The organism is Streptomyces graminofaciens, assembly GCF_030294945.1.
Taxonomy (GTDB): domain Bacteria; phylum Actinomycetota; class Actinomycetes; order Streptomycetales; family Streptomycetaceae; genus Streptomyces; species Streptomyces graminofaciens.
The window spans coordinates 10,871,248-10,887,400 of the sequence record NZ_AP018448.1; the positions used below are offsets into that span (position 1 = coordinate 10,871,248).

General features: G+C 68.3%; 11 protein-coding genes. 9 read left to right on the plus strand and 2 right to left on the minus strand.

The genetic code is table 11. From position 1 onward, the window contains the following. Positions 1-6 precede the first annotated feature (6 nt). The 9 genes from SGFS_RS48005 to SGFS_RS48045 all read left to right on the plus strand — a co-directional run bounded on the left by SGFS_RS48005 (position 7) and on the right by SGFS_RS48045 (position 11,907). Positions 7-2,292 carry a cytochrome P450/oxidoreductase gene (locus SGFS_RS48005; RefSeq protein ID WP_286258998.1) on the plus strand — a complete coding sequence of 762 codons (2,286 nt, stop codon included), beginning with the start codon at positions 7-9 and terminating at the stop codon, positions 2,290-2,292. 666 nt (positions 2,293-2,958) lie between these two features. Next, a complete protein-coding gene (locus SGFS_RS48010; RefSeq protein WP_286258999.1) occupies positions 2,959-4,119 on the plus strand; it encodes an alpha/beta hydrolase in 1,161 nt (386 codons plus the stop codon). 31 nt (positions 4,120-4,150) lie between these two features. Further along, positions 4,151-4,807: a VOC family protein gene (locus SGFS_RS48015; protein ID WP_286259000.1), complete on the plus strand. Its 657-nt coding sequence runs from the start codon at positions 4,151-4,153 to the stop codon at positions 4,805-4,807. Then, positions 4,807-6,321: a class I adenylate-forming enzyme family protein gene (locus SGFS_RS48020; protein WP_286259002.1), complete on the plus strand. Its 1,515-nt coding sequence runs from the start codon at positions 4,807-4,809 to the stop codon at positions 6,319-6,321. Before SGFS_RS48015 ends, SGFS_RS48020 begins: the two co-directional genes overlap by 1 nt. 531 nt (positions 6,322-6,852) lie before the next feature. After that, positions 6,853-7,623: a hypothetical protein gene (locus tag SGFS_RS48025; RefSeq protein WP_286259003.1), complete on the plus strand. Its 771-nt coding sequence runs from the start codon at positions 6,853-6,855 to the stop codon at positions 7,621-7,623. 247 nt (positions 7,624-7,870) lie between these two features. Next, positions 7,871-8,236, plus strand: a complete 366-nt coding sequence (locus tag SGFS_RS48030) for an AMP-binding enzyme (RefSeq protein WP_286259005.1) — start codon at positions 7,871-7,873, stop codon at positions 8,234-8,236. Between the two features lie 61 nt (positions 8,237-8,297). Next, a complete protein-coding gene (locus SGFS_RS48035; protein ID WP_286259007.1) occupies positions 8,298-9,512 on the plus strand; it encodes a CaiB/BaiF CoA transferase family protein in 1,215 nt (404 codons plus the stop codon). Next, the gene (locus tag SGFS_RS48040) at positions 9,509-10,450 is read left to right on the plus strand and encodes a hydroxymethylglutaryl-CoA lyase (protein ID WP_286259009.1); all 942 of its coding nucleotides are present in this window, start codon (positions 9,509-9,511) and stop codon (positions 10,448-10,450) included. Before SGFS_RS48035 ends, SGFS_RS48040 begins: the two co-directional genes overlap by 4 nt. Before the next feature lie 560 nt (positions 10,451-11,010). Then, positions 11,011-11,907 carry a zinc-binding dehydrogenase gene (locus SGFS_RS48045; protein ID WP_286259010.1) on the plus strand — a complete coding sequence of 299 codons (897 nt, stop codon included), beginning with the start codon at positions 11,011-11,013 and terminating at the stop codon, positions 11,905-11,907. 836 nt (positions 11,908-12,743) lie between these two features. Here the strand turns inward: SGFS_RS48045 and SGFS_RS48050 are convergent. Then, positions 12,744-13,682, minus strand: coding sequence for a cyclase family protein (locus SGFS_RS48050; RefSeq protein WP_286259011.1), 939 nt, complete (start codon positions 13,680-13,682; stop codon positions 12,744-12,746). A 558-nt stretch (positions 13,683-14,240) separates the two neighbouring features. Further along, a complete protein-coding gene (locus SGFS_RS48055; protein WP_286259013.1) occupies positions 14,241-15,812 on the minus strand; it encodes a class I adenylate-forming enzyme family protein in 1,572 nt (523 codons plus the stop codon). Positions 15,813-16,153 lie beyond the last annotated feature (341 nt).

Sequence of the window (16,153 nt, forward strand, 5' to 3'; positions counted from 1 at the left end):
GCGCACGTGACGACACCCGACACCACAGGCTGTCCGGTCTCGTCCCGGGCGGCGGCCTTCGATCCGTTCGGCGAGGCCTATCAGCGCGATCCCGCGGAGGCGTTGCGCTGGGCCCGTGATCAGGAGCCGGTCTTCTACAGTCCGGCACTGGGGTATTGGGTCGTCGCGAGGTATGACGACGTAAAGACGGTGCTGCGCGACAACCGGGTCTTCTCGCCGTCGATCGCGCTGGAGCGCATCACTCCGACACCACCCGAGGCCATGGAGGTCCTCCACCGGGCCGGGTACGCGATGGGGCGCACGCTCGTGAACGAGGACGAGCCCACTCACATGGAGAAGCGGCGGCTCCTGCTCGAGCCGTTCACCCCACCCCAGCTGGCTCAGCACGAGGAGATGGTGCGCCAGCTCACGCGAGAATACGTCGATCGGTTCGTCGACTCCGGGCGAGTCGATCTCGTGAACGCCATGTTCTGGGAGATCCCCCTGACGGTCGCTCTGCACTTCCTCGGAGTGCCCGAGGAGGACATGGCGAAGTTGCGCCGGTACTCGGTCGCCCACACGGTCAACAACTGGGGTCGCCCGAAGCCGGAAGAACAGATGGCCGTGGCCGAGTCGGTCGCCCAGTTCTGGACCTTCGCCGGCGAGGTTCTGGAGAAGATGCGCAAGGAGCCCGCGGCGGAGGGCTGGATGCCGTTCACCATCCGCGCGCAGGAACAGGCGCCCGAGATCATCACGGAGTCGTACCTGCATTCGGTGATGATGGCCGTCGTGGTCGCCGCGCACGAGACGACTGCCAACGCCGCGGGCAATGCCCTGCGCCTCTTGCTGGAGAACCGCCCGGTCTGGGACGAGGTCTGCGCCGACTCGAGCCTCATCCCGAACGCTGTCGAGGAGTGCCTGCGGATCTCGCCGTCGATTGCTTCGTGGCGCCGGATCGTCACCGAGGACACGACGCTGGGCGGGGTGTCGCTGCCGCGCGGTGCCAAGCTGTTGGTCGTCATGGCCTCGGCCAACCAGGACCCCCGCCGCTTCGATGCTCCGGGGGAAGTCGACATCCGGCGGGAGGATGCGAGCGAGCACCTCGCCTTCGGCTACGGGAGCCACAAGTGCCTTGGCAAGAACCTGGCGCGGATGGAGTTGCAGATCTTCCTCGAGGAGTTGTCGACACGGCTTCCGCACATGGAGCTGGTGCCCGACCAGGAGTTCACCTACCTGCCCAACACGTCGTTCCGCGGGCCCGATCACGTCTGGGTGCAATGGGACCCGAGCCGTAACCCCGAACGGACCGACCCCGGGATCCTGGACCGCCGTCGCCCGATCAAGCTCGGCGAGCCGTCGAAGAAGACGATCTTCAGAAGGGCCCGCGTCGACAGCCTCCACCGCGAGACGGAGGACGTCGTCCGCGTGCGGCTGACGGACGTGTCCGGGCAGCCGCTGCCGACATGGGCGGCCGGGGCGCACGTGGAGATCGAACACGGCGGCCTCGCCCGGCGGTACACGCTCTGCGGCGACCGGGACGACAAGGCGAGTTACGAGATCGCCGTGCTGCGTGAGCCTGGCGGCCGGGGCGGGTCGCGACTGATCCACGAGCAACTACGGGTCGGTGACGATCTCGTCATTCGCGGACCGCGGAACAACTTCCGGATCGACCCCGCTGCTTCCCATTACCTCCTCGTCGCGGGCGGCATCGGCATCACCCCGATCATCGCGATGGCCGACGAGCTGGCGGCCGCAGGCCGCCCCTACGAGATCCACTACGCGGGCCGCGCCCGATCGGATATGGCCCTGCTGGACCGGCTCATCCGGGACCACGCGCCACAGACCACGCTCTACCCGAAGGCAGAGGGAGCGCGGCTCGACGTCGAGGGCATCCTCGTCGACGCACCAGCGGGAACGCAGGTTTATGCCTGCGGCCCGGACCGCCTGCTCCAGGCTCTCGAGGCCGCGTCGGAGGATTGGCCGGACGACACGCTGAGGGTCGAGCGGTTCAGCGGAACGGCGCCGACCCTGGACCCCAAGGTCGAGCACCACTTCGAAGTCGAGCTGACCGACTCGGCCATGACCGTGCAGGTCCGTGCGGACCAGACCGTGCTCGAAGCCCTGCGAACTGCCAACGTAGACGTCCAAAGCGATTGCGAGGAAGGGCTTTGCGGGGCATGCGAGATCCCCGTCCTCGCGGGCGACATCGACCATCGCGACAGTGTGCTGACGAGGTCCGAGCGCGCCCACGGCGACCGGATGATGTCGTGCTGCTCACGGGCGGCGGGCGACCGGTTGATCCTGCGCATCTGACGATCGTGCACCCCGGGCCATTTCCCGCCCGGGGAAGCTACAGGAGGGCCGGCCTCGATCTCTGGTAACGGTTGTACCGTGATCTCGAGTTGCGGCTGCTGATAGGGCGGACCCCCCGGCCTTGCGGGGTGGCCGGCGCTCCGTGGTCCTGGTCGTGGACAACGTGAATTCTCAGCGCCTGCCAGCAGTTCTTGGGCGCCGTTCATGGGCTTTTGCCCTGATTTCGAGGGTAATGCTCTCTGCGCCGCGCTCACGGGCGGGATCTCTGACGGCGCCGCAGGCTTCGCTTGACGCTCGTCGATTCCGGGAAGCGTGTACGCCGTCGTCACGGGCGACCTCTCCGACGGTCTCGCCATCGGCGCCGCCGACCTCGCGGGTGGGACGCGGGTGGGTTTCGCCGAGCCGGCGCGGGACGCCGCGCCGCGGCGAGACAGTTTTGATCCTCGTTGGGTTTAGCGGACCACGAGCGGTTGGTCGGGCAATTGCGTGTACGTCGCGGGTTAACGGCTGTCTACATCCGTCATCCATCGCTCGTACCGGCACAACTCCACTCACCGTCGCCGACAGCCGCAGACTGCCCTGGCGCGTCAGTGGGGGCGCCAGACTCCGTGACGACTGCCGAGAACGGACATACAGCCGACATCTGCGAGCTGCCACCGTTGAGGGGTGAGCACGAAGAACTCCCCGACAACCGGGGTCACCGTGGAGCGTCACCTTCTCGCGGCGCCGTCCGCGCCCAGTTCGCGCGTCGACGTCTATTCCGGGGTCGCCCGCCTCGCGGCGACCGTGTGGGCAAGCGAGGTGGTCGCCGAGGGCAGGCAGCCGGACACCGCGATCATGTTCGTCCATCCGACATCCAACATGTTGGGGCACTACGCCCTGACCCCGCTGGCCCAGCGCGGGTTCGCCGCGGTCGGCCTGACCACCCGCTACGTCGGCAACGACTCGTCGCTGGTCACAGAGAACGTGCTGCTGGACATCGCCTCGATGGTCCGGCACCTGCGAGAGGAGCGGGGCTACCGGCGCGTCGTGCTGGTCGGAAACTCGGGTGGCGCGTCGGTGGTGCCCTATTACCAGGCGCAGGCCCAGCACGCCACGGTCACCGACCCGCCCGGTGGTGGACCTGACCTGACGGAGTACGACCTTCCGCCGGCGGACGCGGTCGTCATGCTGATGGCCCATTCGGGCCGCGCGCGTCTCGTCACCGAGTGGCTCGATCCCGCCATCCTCGACGAGGCCTCGCCCTTCGTGCGGGATCCCGACCTGGACATGTTCGACGAGCGGAACGGGCCGCCGTACACGCCCGAGTTCGTCGCGCGATATCGCGCGGCACAGGTCCAACGAAACCGGCGCATCAGCAGGTGGGCGGAGCAGATGCTGAGGGCTGTCCCCGACGGGGTCGACGACTTTCCGTTCGTCGTGCATGGAACCTACGCCGACCTACGCAGCCTCGACCCGGGCCTGGAGCCGAGTGACCGCGAAATCGGCGTCTCGCTTTGGGGCGACCCGTTCGCGGCGAACTTCCTGCCGGCCGCGATCGCCCGGTACACGACCGCGCGGAGCTGGCTCAACCAGTGGTCGATCGACCACGCCCAGGGCGATGCACTGCGCTGGCTGCCCCGGAGCAAGGTGCCCGTGCTCATCGTCTATGGGACGGGGGACACCGCGGCCCACCCACAGCACGCACTCGACATGGCCGCAGCGGCACCCGAGCCGCTCACCACCCTGGTCCCCATCAAGAGCGCCGGCCACTACTTCCAGGGACAGCCCGAGCTTCGCGACCAGGCCTGCCAGCACATCGCCGAATGGGTTCGCGCACAGCTCTGACCAGGAAATTCATCGATCAAGGAGAGTTGATATGAGTCAGCCGAATGCCACCCTCTCGGGTCCGCCGGCTCAGGGACGCCCGAAGATGCTGAACCACCTGGCCTACGTCACTCATGACGTGGAGGGCACAGTGGACTTCTATACGCAGGTCATGGGCATGCCGATGGTGAGTACTGTCATCGGCTCCAGGGTCCCGTCCACCGGTGACGACTTCCCGTACTTCCACGTGTTCTTCCGGCTGGATGACGGGTCGACGCTGGCGTTCTTCGAGGCTCCGGGGCTTCCGCGGGCGAATCCGAAGGGCCACCCCGCGTACGACATCTTCGACCACCTGGCTTTCGAGGCGGACAAGCCCGAGGACATTCACGCATGGGCTGCGTGGCTGCTGCAGAACGGTGTCGAGATCACCGGGCCGACCGATCACGGCATCATCCTGTCGATCTACTTCCGGGATCCCGTGAACGACATCCGCCTGGAGATCACCTGCCCGCTGGTCGAGGACTGGAACGCGCGTGAGGACGCCGCCGCGCGCGATCTGCGGGATTGGGTCGAGGTGAAGAACTCGGCCGCGGAGACTGGTCAGGACGTTTCCGAGGCGCTGCTGAAGTTCATCGCCGCGCGCGACGCCGAGCAGCATGACCGCGCGGTGGAGGGCCCGGACGACTCCCTGCCCCGTGCGAGCAGGTGATGAACCTTGCGACGTCGCTTGCCCAGGTGGCGGCGCGGTGGCCCAACCGCTCCGCGGTGACCTGGGGCGAGCGCACCCTGACCTGGGCCGAAATCGATCGCCGGTCCGACGCACTCGCCCGCCACCTGCGGCTGCTCGGGGCCGCCCCGGGAAGCCGGGTCGCGCTCCTCATGCGCAACCGGCCCGAGCTGCTGGAGGCGATGTACGCCGCGTTCAAGGCCGGGATGGTGATCGTCCCGCTGAATGCGAAGCTCCCGGCGGCCGAGGTCGCCTACCACCTCGAGGACTCCGAGGCCGCGGTCCTGGTGACCGACGAGAAGGGCGCGGCCGAGGTCGGCGACCCGGGGGTACCCCTGGTCGTCACCGGGCCCGACTACGAACGGCTGCTCGACTCGCACGCGGTTGGCCCTTACGGGATCGTCGACGTCCGGCCGGACACTGTGGCCTGGTTGTTCTACACGTCCGGCACAACCGGGCGGCCCAAGGGCGCGATGCTCACCCATGGCGGCTTGGCCTTCGTGGTCGCCTCCTGGCTCGCCGACCTGACCCCGCTCGACGAGCACGACGTCACACTGCACGCGGCGCCACTGAGCCACGGCGCGGGTTTCCACGCACTCGCCGCGACAGCCCGCGGGGTGCACCAGGTCATCCCGGCCGAGGAACGGTTCGACCCGCCGGCCATTCTCGCGCTGATGCGGGAGCGGCGCGTGACGAACACGTGGATGGTGCCCACGCAGATCACCATGCTCGTCGACCACCTCGACGGCGGCGCTTGCGTCCTGCCCGACCTGCGGCACATCGTGTACGGCGGGGCGCCATTCCCGACGGCCGAACTCGCCGCCGCTCTGCGGACCTTCGGGCGGGTGCTCGTCCAGCTGTACGCACAGGGCGAGTCGCCGATGACGGTGACCTGGCTGCCCGCCGCCGACCACCCGGACCCGGATGGGCCGGAGACGGCCCTGTTGCGGTCGGCGGGTTACCCGCGGCCCGGTATGGACCTGCGGATCGTGGATCCCGACAGCGGTGAAGTGCTCGGTCCCGACGCAGTAGGCGAAGTTGCCGTTTCCGGGCCGGCTGTGATGACCGGGTACTGGAAGCGGCCGGAGGAGACGGCGAAGGCCCTGCATGGCGGCTGGCTGCGCACCGGTGACCTGGGCAGGATCGACTTCGGGGGCCGGCTGTTCCTGCTCGACCGGTCCAAGGATTTGATCATCACCGGCGGGTCGAACGTCTACGCCATCGAGGTCGAGCGGGCGCTGCTCGAGCACGCCGGCGTCGCCGACGTCGCCGTGATCGGTACGCCGCACCGCACTTGGGGAGAAACGGTCACCGCGGTCGTCGTGCCCGGCGACGACGGCGCCGAGGGAGACGAGCTCGCCGCGCACGCCAAGCGGCTGCTCGCACCGTACAAGGTGCCCCGGCGCTTCGAGTTCGTCGACGCCATCCCACGCAACGCCTACGGAAAGATCGACAAGCGTCGGCTGCGGGAGCGTTTCGGATCCGCATCGACCTGACGCCGAGCACCGGACCAGCACGCAGTCGACGAAGGAGTGCGGTCGGATGAGAGCTCCCCTTCCGCCGCGGCGGACGCCGCGCGCAAGGTGGCACGCGGCGAGCTCCGCGCACTGGCCGGCGGACACCGGGTCGGCAACCCACGGGCTGTTACCGAGCCAGGTACGCGCCTAGGTCGCCGCCATCCCGAGGTGCGGCTCAAGGTCTTCAGCCACATGGTGACCCGCGCCAGGTCGAGCAGCTGCTCGACGGCCGCGTCGGGGTCGGCGTGCTTCGGACCCCCTGCTCGGCAGCGGGCCTGGTCGTGGAGACGCTGCGCGAAGAACCCGTCGGCGTCCTCCTGGCCAGCCGCCTCCCCGCCGCGGTGCACCGGGAGCTCGACCTGTCGGACAGCGGACAGCACATCCCCCGTCGGCAGGCTCGACCCGGAACTGAAATCTCAACGACAGCCATCCACTTCTAACATGGCGCGCATGGTCGGCGTAAGCGGGCCCCACTGCCGCTGCCTGGCGCGACGAGGCAGGCAGCCGTCGATGGCGAACACCAAGCGGTACGGCCCAGCCCGCTCCGACGCGGAGCCGCGAGATCCGGGACTCCACTGCGCGCGTCCCGCCACCCGGGACAAGGCCGACCGTCACGCCACCTGCACTCCGTTCCTGCTGGTCAGCACGGATTCTGTCGTGCTGTTCCGGCCCCAACGAAGGGATTTGGTCTTCATGGCACTGGCAACGAAAAATCTCACGATTGACTCGAATCTGACCTGGGTCGAGGTGGAGAAGCGCATCGCGGTCGAGAAGGACCCGGTGGTTCTCGAGAACCTCACCTTGGTTCACGATCACATGAAGTACGAGTCCGTGGGGAACCTCGACGGGGTCCTGGGAACGCTCTGCACGAGTCCCGAGTACAAATTCCACGTTCCCGGTTTCGAGCACGTCAGCGGGAACGGCAGCCAAGAGTCGATCCGCGAGTTCTACGATCAGCTGCTGATCAAGGGTGGCGCCCACCGTCTGCAGTACATCGTGGACCGAGTGACCGCGGACCGGCATGCCGTGACGACCGAGGGCGAATTCCTCTGGGCCTATCCGGGGCGGACGCTCGCCGGGATGGGAATCACGGTCGACGATCCCGACGCGTATTACGCGGCATCCTGCCGACAGCTCATCATCTGGCCGCGCCACGCCACCGAGCCGAAGCTCACCGGTGAGGAGGTGTGGGTCGATCGAGACATGTTCATCGGGATCGCGGAGCGGAAGGTGACCGACTTCATCGACGCAGATCCGGGCGACGAATGGCGAACGGCCTGACCCGTCGTCCGACGAAGCCTTCCTGGCCATCGGTGAGGCCCCTCGGTGGCCGGCCAGGTGTATGTCGATCCTGACGAGTACGCGGTGCGCAGGCGTCGTCATGTGCCGGTGCAGGGCCGGCTGCGGCGACTGCGCACGGAGTCGGATCGGCCTGGCCGGTGGCGAGGGGACTGAGAGGTTGCCACCCGGTCTGCCGCACGGCTGCCTCTGGACCGAGAGCTTCCGCCGAGACGCCTGGTGGAGCCCCGTGGCGACGCCTCACCGCGACGTGCCAGAACATGCGGTTCTGCTGCTGCATCGGCTCCACAACATCGTCGGCCCCGGTGTCGCGACCGACGTCACCGCCGAGAAGGGCGCTGCTCGAGCACGCCGGCGTCGCGGACGTCGCCGTGATCGGTACGCCGCACCGCACTTGGGGGAGACGGTCACCGCGGTCTTCGTGCCCGGCGACGACGGCGCCGAGGGAGACGAGCTCGCCGCGCACGCCAAGCGGCTGCTCGCGCCGTACAAGGTGCCCCGGCGCTTCGAGTTCGTCGACGCCATCCCACGCAACGCCTACGGAAAGATCGACAAGCGTCGGCTGCGGGAGCGTTTCGGATCCGCATCGACCTGATGGCGCCCGATGCCTGGCACCCGCGGACGTGCACGCAGTCGAAGAGAGAAGAGGAGATCCGATGAGCACGCCCGCTCCTGGCGGTCCTCTGGAAGGAATCCGGGTGATCGAGCTCGGCACCGTGGTGGCCGGGCCGTTCGCTGGACGGATTCTCGCCGATTACGGAGCTGACGTCATCAAGGTCGAGGCACCGAACCGCCCGGATCCCATGCGTGACTGGGGCCAGGCCTCCTACCGAGGGCACCGGCTGTGGTGGACCGTCCACGCTCGCAACAAGCGATGCATCACACTCGACCTGCGGTCGGAGCGCGGGCAGGAGCTACTGCTCGAGCTGGTCGCAGTGGCGGACGTCGTGATCGAGAACTTCCGGCCGGGCACGCTCGAGCGGTGGAACCTGAGCTGGGAGCGGCTACGGGCGGTGAACCGGGGACTGGTGCTGGCCCGGGTGTCCGGCTACGGACAGACGGGCCCCTACGCCGAACGGCCCGGATACGCTTCTGTGGCCGAGGCGATGGGCGGGTTGCGAGCCATCAACGGTCACCCCGGCGAGGCACCGCCCCGGATGGCGATCTCGCTCGGCGACTCCCTGGGCGGGATGGTGGCGGTCCAGGGTGTGCTGGCCGCGCTGCTGCAGCGGACGCGCTCCGGGCAGGGGCAGGTCGTCGACATCGCCCTCACCGAGGCGTGCCTTGCGCTGACGGAGTCGATGGTGCCCGAGTACGACCGGCTCGGCCGCGTGCGTCAGCCGGGTGGCACCCGCCTGTCCGGCATCGCCCCGTCGAACCTGTTCTGTTCAGCGGACGGCCAGTGGCTCGTCGTCGCCGCCAATCAGGACACCGTGTTCCAGAGGTTGTGCGCGGCGATGGGCCGAGCGGAGCTGGCAAGCGATCCCCGCTTCGCCGACCATCAGGCCCGGGGCGAGAACCAGGAAGAGATCGAGGGCATCGTCGGCGAATGGGTGGGCAAGCGGTCGGCGGCCGAGGCGACCGCCGAACTGCAGGCAGCCGGGGTCGTCGTCGGCCCGGTCTACACGGTTGCGGACATCGTGGCAGATCCGCACTTCCGGGCGCGCGGCGCGCTGGTCAGTCACCACGACGAGCGCGTGGACGACGATGTGCTGGGTCCGGGCGTCGTCCCGATCTTCTCGGGGACGCCCGGGCGGGTGCGCTGGGCGGGACCGCCCCGCCCGGGAACCCACAATGACGAGGTCTACGGCGAGTTGCTCGGGCTCGACGCGGATGCTATCGCCACGCTGGTGAAGGACGGTGTGATGTGACCGGTCCACTGAGGCTCCCGGAGTCGATCCGGCTGCGTGAGGTCGGCCTCCGGGATGGGCTGCAGATCGAACAGCCCATCCCGACGGAGGCGAAGCTGGAGCTGCTCGACGCGCTCGTGGCGACTGGCGTGCGCCGCATTGAGGCGACGGCATTCGTCTCACCGCGGGCGGTTCCCGCGCTGGCCGACGCGGCCGAGGTCGCGGCCCGTCTGTCGCAGTACCCGGACATCGAGTTCTCCGCACTGGTCGCCAACCCGCGGGGCGCGCACCGCGCGATCGACGCGGGTATCACCACGGTGGAGTACGTCGTCTCGGCATCCGACGGGCACAGCACCGCCAACGCCGGTCGCACCACGGCGGAGGCGTTGGAGCAGTGCGCGGAAGTGTCATCGGTGGTGCACCGGGCCGGCGGCACCTGTGAAGTGATCGTCGCGGTGGCTTGGGACGATCCCTTCGACGGGCCCACCCCGCCTGACAACGTCGTAGCCCTGGCCCGCCGGGCCGTGGATCTCGGTGCGGACAGGCTCTGCCTCGGTGACACGATCGGGACCACCACGCCGATGCGCATGGCACAACTCGTCACTGCGGTGCGCGAGGCGTGCAGTGGCGTGCAGGTGGGCTTGCACTTGCACGACACCCGGGGTGCGGGTTTGGCCACCGCACTGGCCGCCATGCAGATTGGAGTCCTGGACCTGGACGCCTCCATCGGCGGCCTCGGTGGATGCCCCTTCGCACCCGGTGCGAGCGGCAACATCGCGACCGAGGAGCTCGCCTACCTTTGTCGAGACTGTCGGGTGGACACCGGCCTCGACATGGAGCGGCTCGTCGCCGCAGCAGCGTTGGCCCAGCAGCTGGTGGGACGGCCACTGGAGTCCGGGGTGTTGCGCGCAGGTGACCGCGCTCTCGTCGCTCCGGATCGGCCTGTGCCGGCGGCGTAGCAGAGGCGGGGCGTGGACGCGCCCGGTGGCTGCAGGCTCTACCCGTCGAGAGCCCGACGTCGTCGTATTCGGCTATCGGAGGGAACTGTCACGCAATGTCGATCTCGCTGCGCTGTCGCCGACAGACCATCGCGACGCGCGACCCCGGGCCGACTGCCCAGACTGGCGTCGGCCGGGCGGCCGATACACCAGGTATGTGTCGTCAGCGACGAGGGGATTCCGGTGCCCACCGGGACAACGGGCGAGATCCAGGTCCGCGAGAGTCGGCACAGTGCGGTGGTCGGGACGAGCCATCCGGCCCGGCCATGGCCGCTTACATCCAGTCCGCGGCTGCTGTGTATGCGGCGAGCCTCAGGAACACCGCGCGCTGAGTCTGGCGAACCGACACGTCAGCGACAGGTATTCGTGCTTAGCGTGCGGCGCATGATGGATCCCTTGGCCGCAAAGGAGATGCCGTGACGCAACAGACTGTTCGGGCGATGGTGGTGACCCCCGAGGGCGACGACGGCCGCCTCGACTGGCGGGCGGTGCCCGCTCCGGTACCACGGTCAGGAGAAGTGGTGGTCGCGGTGCACGCGAGTGGTGTCAACCGGGCCGATCTGCTGCAGCGGCGCGGAAAGTACGTCCAGGAGGCATTGCGGCGGCCGGGACCGGTGGTCGCCGGAATGGAGGTCGCGGGCGAGGTTCTCGCCATCGGGGACGAAGTCACCGGGGTCGAGGTCGGCGACCGGGTGATGGCGATGTGCGAGGGCAGCTACGCCGAGCAGGCGGTGGTCCATCACCGTCTGCTCCTGCCGGTACCGGCAGGCCTGTCCTGGGAGGAGGCCGCCGCCCTGCCGCTGGGCCTGATGACGGCCTATGACGCGTTGTTCGGTGCTGGTGAATTCGCGCCGGGGGAGGCCGTGTTGGTGAGCTCCGCGACGTCGATCGTCGGCCGTATCGCCGTGCAGCTCGCCCGCGCCGGGGGCGCGTCCGTGGTGGTAGGGACCTCGCGCTCGGCGGAAGGCCGCGAGCGGATCCTCGCGCTTGGCGCGAACCATGCCGTTGATGGTGCCGCCGAAGACGTGGCCGAGCGGATCGAAGAGGCGACGGGAGGGCGCAAGATTGACGTGGTCGTCGACCAGGTCGGCGCGTCACTGTTCGCCGCCCACCTCCGTGTGCTCGCCGTCGGCGGCCGCCTGATCAGCGTGGGCCGGCTTGGTGGTGCGGCGGTGTCGGCCGATTTGAACCAGCTGGCGCTCAACCGCATCACGGTCCGCGGCGTCACGTTCCGGACCCGCACGCTCGACGAGTACGCCGCGATCGCCGAGGGGGTCAGGAAAAACGTTCTCGACAAGGTCGCCGCCAACCTCGTCCGCCCGGCCGTCGACCACGTCCTTCCGATCGAGTCGGCCGCCGAAGCGCAGGACCTCGTGGCGACCGGGGTCCACCAGGGCAAGATCGTCCTCACCGTTTGAACCGTCCTGGTTGGTGGAGACCCTCCTGCCCCAGTGCTGCACCGCGTCAGTTCGTTGAGGTCGGTGTGCTCCTGCAGGTCGGCCTCCAGAGCGCGGAACAACTGGTCAAGGTCGTCGGGCACACCGAGTTCCGCGCCGACCGTGAGGCTTTCGACCCACAGGAGCTCAGCCACCGATGCGCTCCGCACCAGTGCGTCCTCAGGGGAGTCGGGGCGCCGGGCGGCAGGCGTGACGGACGCCGTGACAGGGTCCCAATACCGCTCGACAAAAGTAGGTGCTCCGAACCCACCCACGGCCGACGGATTATGAGTGCTTCGCGGAAGTGGCTGGGTTCCGGGCCCAGCTCCCGGGTGGGCGTCGAACGTGCCCAGCGGATTGGTTTTCCAACCCGCAGAGGCCAAACGTCTACGCAGAGCTCAGCCGAGTCCACGCGTGACCAGCCGTTACGGCTGTTGTCGGCGTCTCCTTCATGTGCCGGGCCGCCGTTTCACCCCTAACCCTGGCCGTGGCGTTGTTAAACGGCCTCGGCATGACGACTTCGAGTGGCCCCAGTCGGCGGGCCACGTGAGCGTAGGCGGGGGTGGTTTTGGTTTGAAGTGGCCCCCGCCTTGGATCTTGCGGTGAGACGCTCCTGGTGGTTTCCCGCAGGGGTGCTGGTTGGAATGTCCTTGTCCAAACCGGAGCTGTTTGTGGATAAGCCGGGATAGCTGGCAGCGGCGGTTGTCAGTCCCTCAGAACCGTGCGTGCGCCTGGCAACGCACGGCTCAAGCACCCCTGAGCGGCTTCGCTGGAGCGTAGTTCACGTAGCCCGGTTGTCGTCTTGCTGGTCCCCGCGGTCAGAATGTGGCGATCGGGTTGACCGGGCTGCCGGACGTACCGGCGAAGCGCACTGGCGCGACTGCGAGGTGGAAGTCCCACTGGCCGAGCTCGGCAGCTGTCGTCGCGCACGCCTCCAGGTCGCAATTGTCGAGCAGCCACAGACCCATCGCGACGAGGCTCACGGCGTGAACCGGCATCAACACATCGTCGTATCCCGACGGTTGAACGTCCTGGGGGGTGTCGGCACCGATGAGCGCGACCTGCCGTTCATACAGCCAGGGCAGGCAGGACGCGTGCCAGCCGGCCTGCGTGAAACCGCCGGCCGCTCCGCCCTTGTGCCGGACGCGGCCACCGCCAGTGCGCAGGAGTACCGCATCGCCGGATCGCACCCGTACGCCCTGGCGACGCTCGGCCTCTTCGAGATCCTCGGGAAACACCCCGTCGCCCGGTTCCAGCCATGGCACCTCGCGGACCTTCGCAATGTCCAGCAGGACGCCACGCGTGATGATCCCGTTCGCCGCTGCGGTGACGGCCGCCCACGCCGATCCCGTTTGGGTGTCGACCAACGAGTACGACCGCCCGTTGTACATCGTGCCGTCCCAGAAGATGTGGCACGGCGAGTCGACGTGAGTGATGGTGTTGCCGTGGAACATGATGCCGAGCCGCTCGTTCGAAAAGCCCCAGCGCCGGTCGTTGCGGAATCCGGGCACCGGCATGTTCTCGGCACCCGGCATGTCGGCGGCGCACGGGCACGTCGTCGTCGACCGCTCCATCTCTTCCGGTACGGCAACCTCCCATGCGCACGACAGGCTCCTGCCGTGGCGCACGGCCCGCGCCGCTGCCAGCCGGACGTCGTCGGTGATGTGGTTCAGGGTCCCGAGCTCGTCGTCCTCGCCCCACCGTCCCCAGTTCGACAGCGTGTTGAAGTACCCAAGCACATCGTCCTGTGTGGGCATCGGTCGCCTTGACGTCATCCCAGCATCGACTCCTCCGGTCGCGCGGTTCGAGGCCCCTGGTGCTTGACACCTCATCCGTCACGTGGACCATCATGCCGACGACGGCTCGATGGCGTTGCTGAACTGAAGATCGCCACCAACTGATGGGGCCAACCCAAGCCGACACCCGGGGCCACTTCAAGTCGTCCGAACATCAGAGGACCTTCACGCTCCGGGGCCGCTTCGAGTCGTCTCGGCGGAGTCATTTGAAGGCGTCATATCCAACCCAGACCCTCACGACCGGGCTCGGGACGGCCAGTTGGCTCGAAAACAAGCGGCCCGCCACCCGCTGCGACGTGGGCAAGACCGTGAAACGCCCCTAGAGCATCGCCGAACGAAACCAACTCGGACCATAAAAGACAGGCTCAGCCACCGCGACCAGTGACTCCGAACGAGCGCCCCGACCCCGGGCGGCCCACGGCAACGGAGCTTCAGTCGCAACGCGGTGGACGACCGCGACAAGAGTTGGAGGCTATCGACGACGCCATGAGTGAGACGAGCAGCCGCTGTCCGCGTTGCTTAGGCATTTGCGGTTGCCGACGAGCGCAGATGGCGTCGTATGAGCTTGCCGCTGGAGGTGGTGGGCAGCGTGTCGACGAAGTGGACGGCCCGGGGCACTTTGTACGCCGCCATGTGTTGGCGGCAGTGGGCGATGAGCGCGTCCGCGTCCGGTTGTTGACCGGGTGCGAGTACGACGTAGGCATGCGCGACCTCGCCCTTGACCGGGTCGGGCTCGCGGCCGACCGCGACGAGCGCGACCGACTCGTGTCCGATCAGCACCCGCTCGATCTCGGCGGGGTAGACGTTGTAGCCGCCGGTGATGATCATGTCTTTGAGCCGGTCGACCACGAAGAAGTGCCCTTGTCCGTCGTGTGTGGCGATGTCGCCGGTGCGTAGCCAGCCGTCGGGCGTGATGGTCTCCGCGGTTGCCTCGGTGTTGTTGAAATACCCCATGGTCACGATGGGGCCGCGTACCAGCAGCTCGCCGGGTTCGCCCGGCGCGCACTCCACGGTGACGTCCTGGGTGTCGGCGACCTTGACCTGGACGCCCGGCAGCGCGACGCCGATCGAGCCGCGCACGTTGGGAGCGTGGATCGCGTGAGTGGTGCCCAGGCCCGAGAGTTCGGTCATGCCCCACAACTCGATCAAGGGGACGCCACTGCGGCTTTCCCAGGCGTCGATCACCGTCTCGGCGATGGTCTGCCCGCCTACGGTGCTGCGGGTCAGCGAGGAAAGGTCGGCGTCTTCGAGGGCCGGGCTGGCGAGCAGCATGGCGTACATCGCGGGTACGCCCTCAAGAAGGGTGGCTCGGTGCTCGACGATGCACTGGAGGGTGTCCTCGGCGTCGAACCGTTTCCTCAGCACGACCTTGCCACCGACCATGAACGTGGCGTTGATGACGACGTTGCCGTAGACGTGTGGTGCGGGCAGTGCGGTGATGACCACGTCGTCGCTGGTCCGGCCGTGCATCGTAGCGGCGTAGGCGCAGTTGAGCACGAGGGAGCGCTGCGACTGCATCGCTCCCTTCGGGCGACCGGTGGTGCCCGAGGTGTAGGCGATGCAGGCCAACGAGCCGGGGTCGACCGGGAAGGGTGTGAAGCCGGGGTCGTCGTCGACCGCCAGCAGGTCGGAGAACTGCTCGACCTGGTGCCCGCAGTCATCGAAGGACACCACCTGCTCCAGTGAGGGAACGGCACGGAGTTCGTCGCCCACGGCGTCCAGCCGCTCGCCCGAAGCCAGCAGGACTTTGGTTCCGGCGTCGGCGAGGATGTAGGCGACCTCCTCGCCGGTGAGCATGACGTTCAGCGGGTTGACTACTGCGCCGGCCTTGAGCACCGCGTGGTAGGAGACGATCCACTCCCATCGGTTCTGGGAGAAGAGCGCGACGCGGTCGCCGGGGTGGATCGAGCGGTCCTGAAGCGCGCGGGCGACGCGGCTCGACTCGCGGTCGAGGTCCGCGAAGGACAGCGTGCGCTCATCGGTGACCAGGGCAGTCCGGTCGGGCCAGCGCCGCGAGAGCCTGGGCAGGAGCTGGCCCAGACCGTCGAGAGGAGGCAATGCGAGGGTCCCCGTCTCGGGCACGGTGCTCATACGAACACTCCTTTGTGTCGGTTCCGGATCCTGGGGTGGCGTTCTGTCACCGCGGACGCGCCCTGCATCACCTCCGCCCGGAGGAGGGCGGCCGGCCTGAGCGGCTGTGAGGCGGATTGGCGTGCGGTCTCCCGGGAGAGGCGGTGGCGCGGACAGGACCACGCCACCGACAGTCAGCCGTAGGAACGGGCTTGGTCTGATCCGTCCCATCCCTGCGCGTCCTGGCGGACTTTGTCGTGGATAGCGCCGACCTCGTTGTCCGGGCCGAGCTCGGAGATCTCGTAGGCCGAGCCGTGGACGCGCTCGGCACCGAAGTAGACGAAGCGGCACAGTCCGGCGAT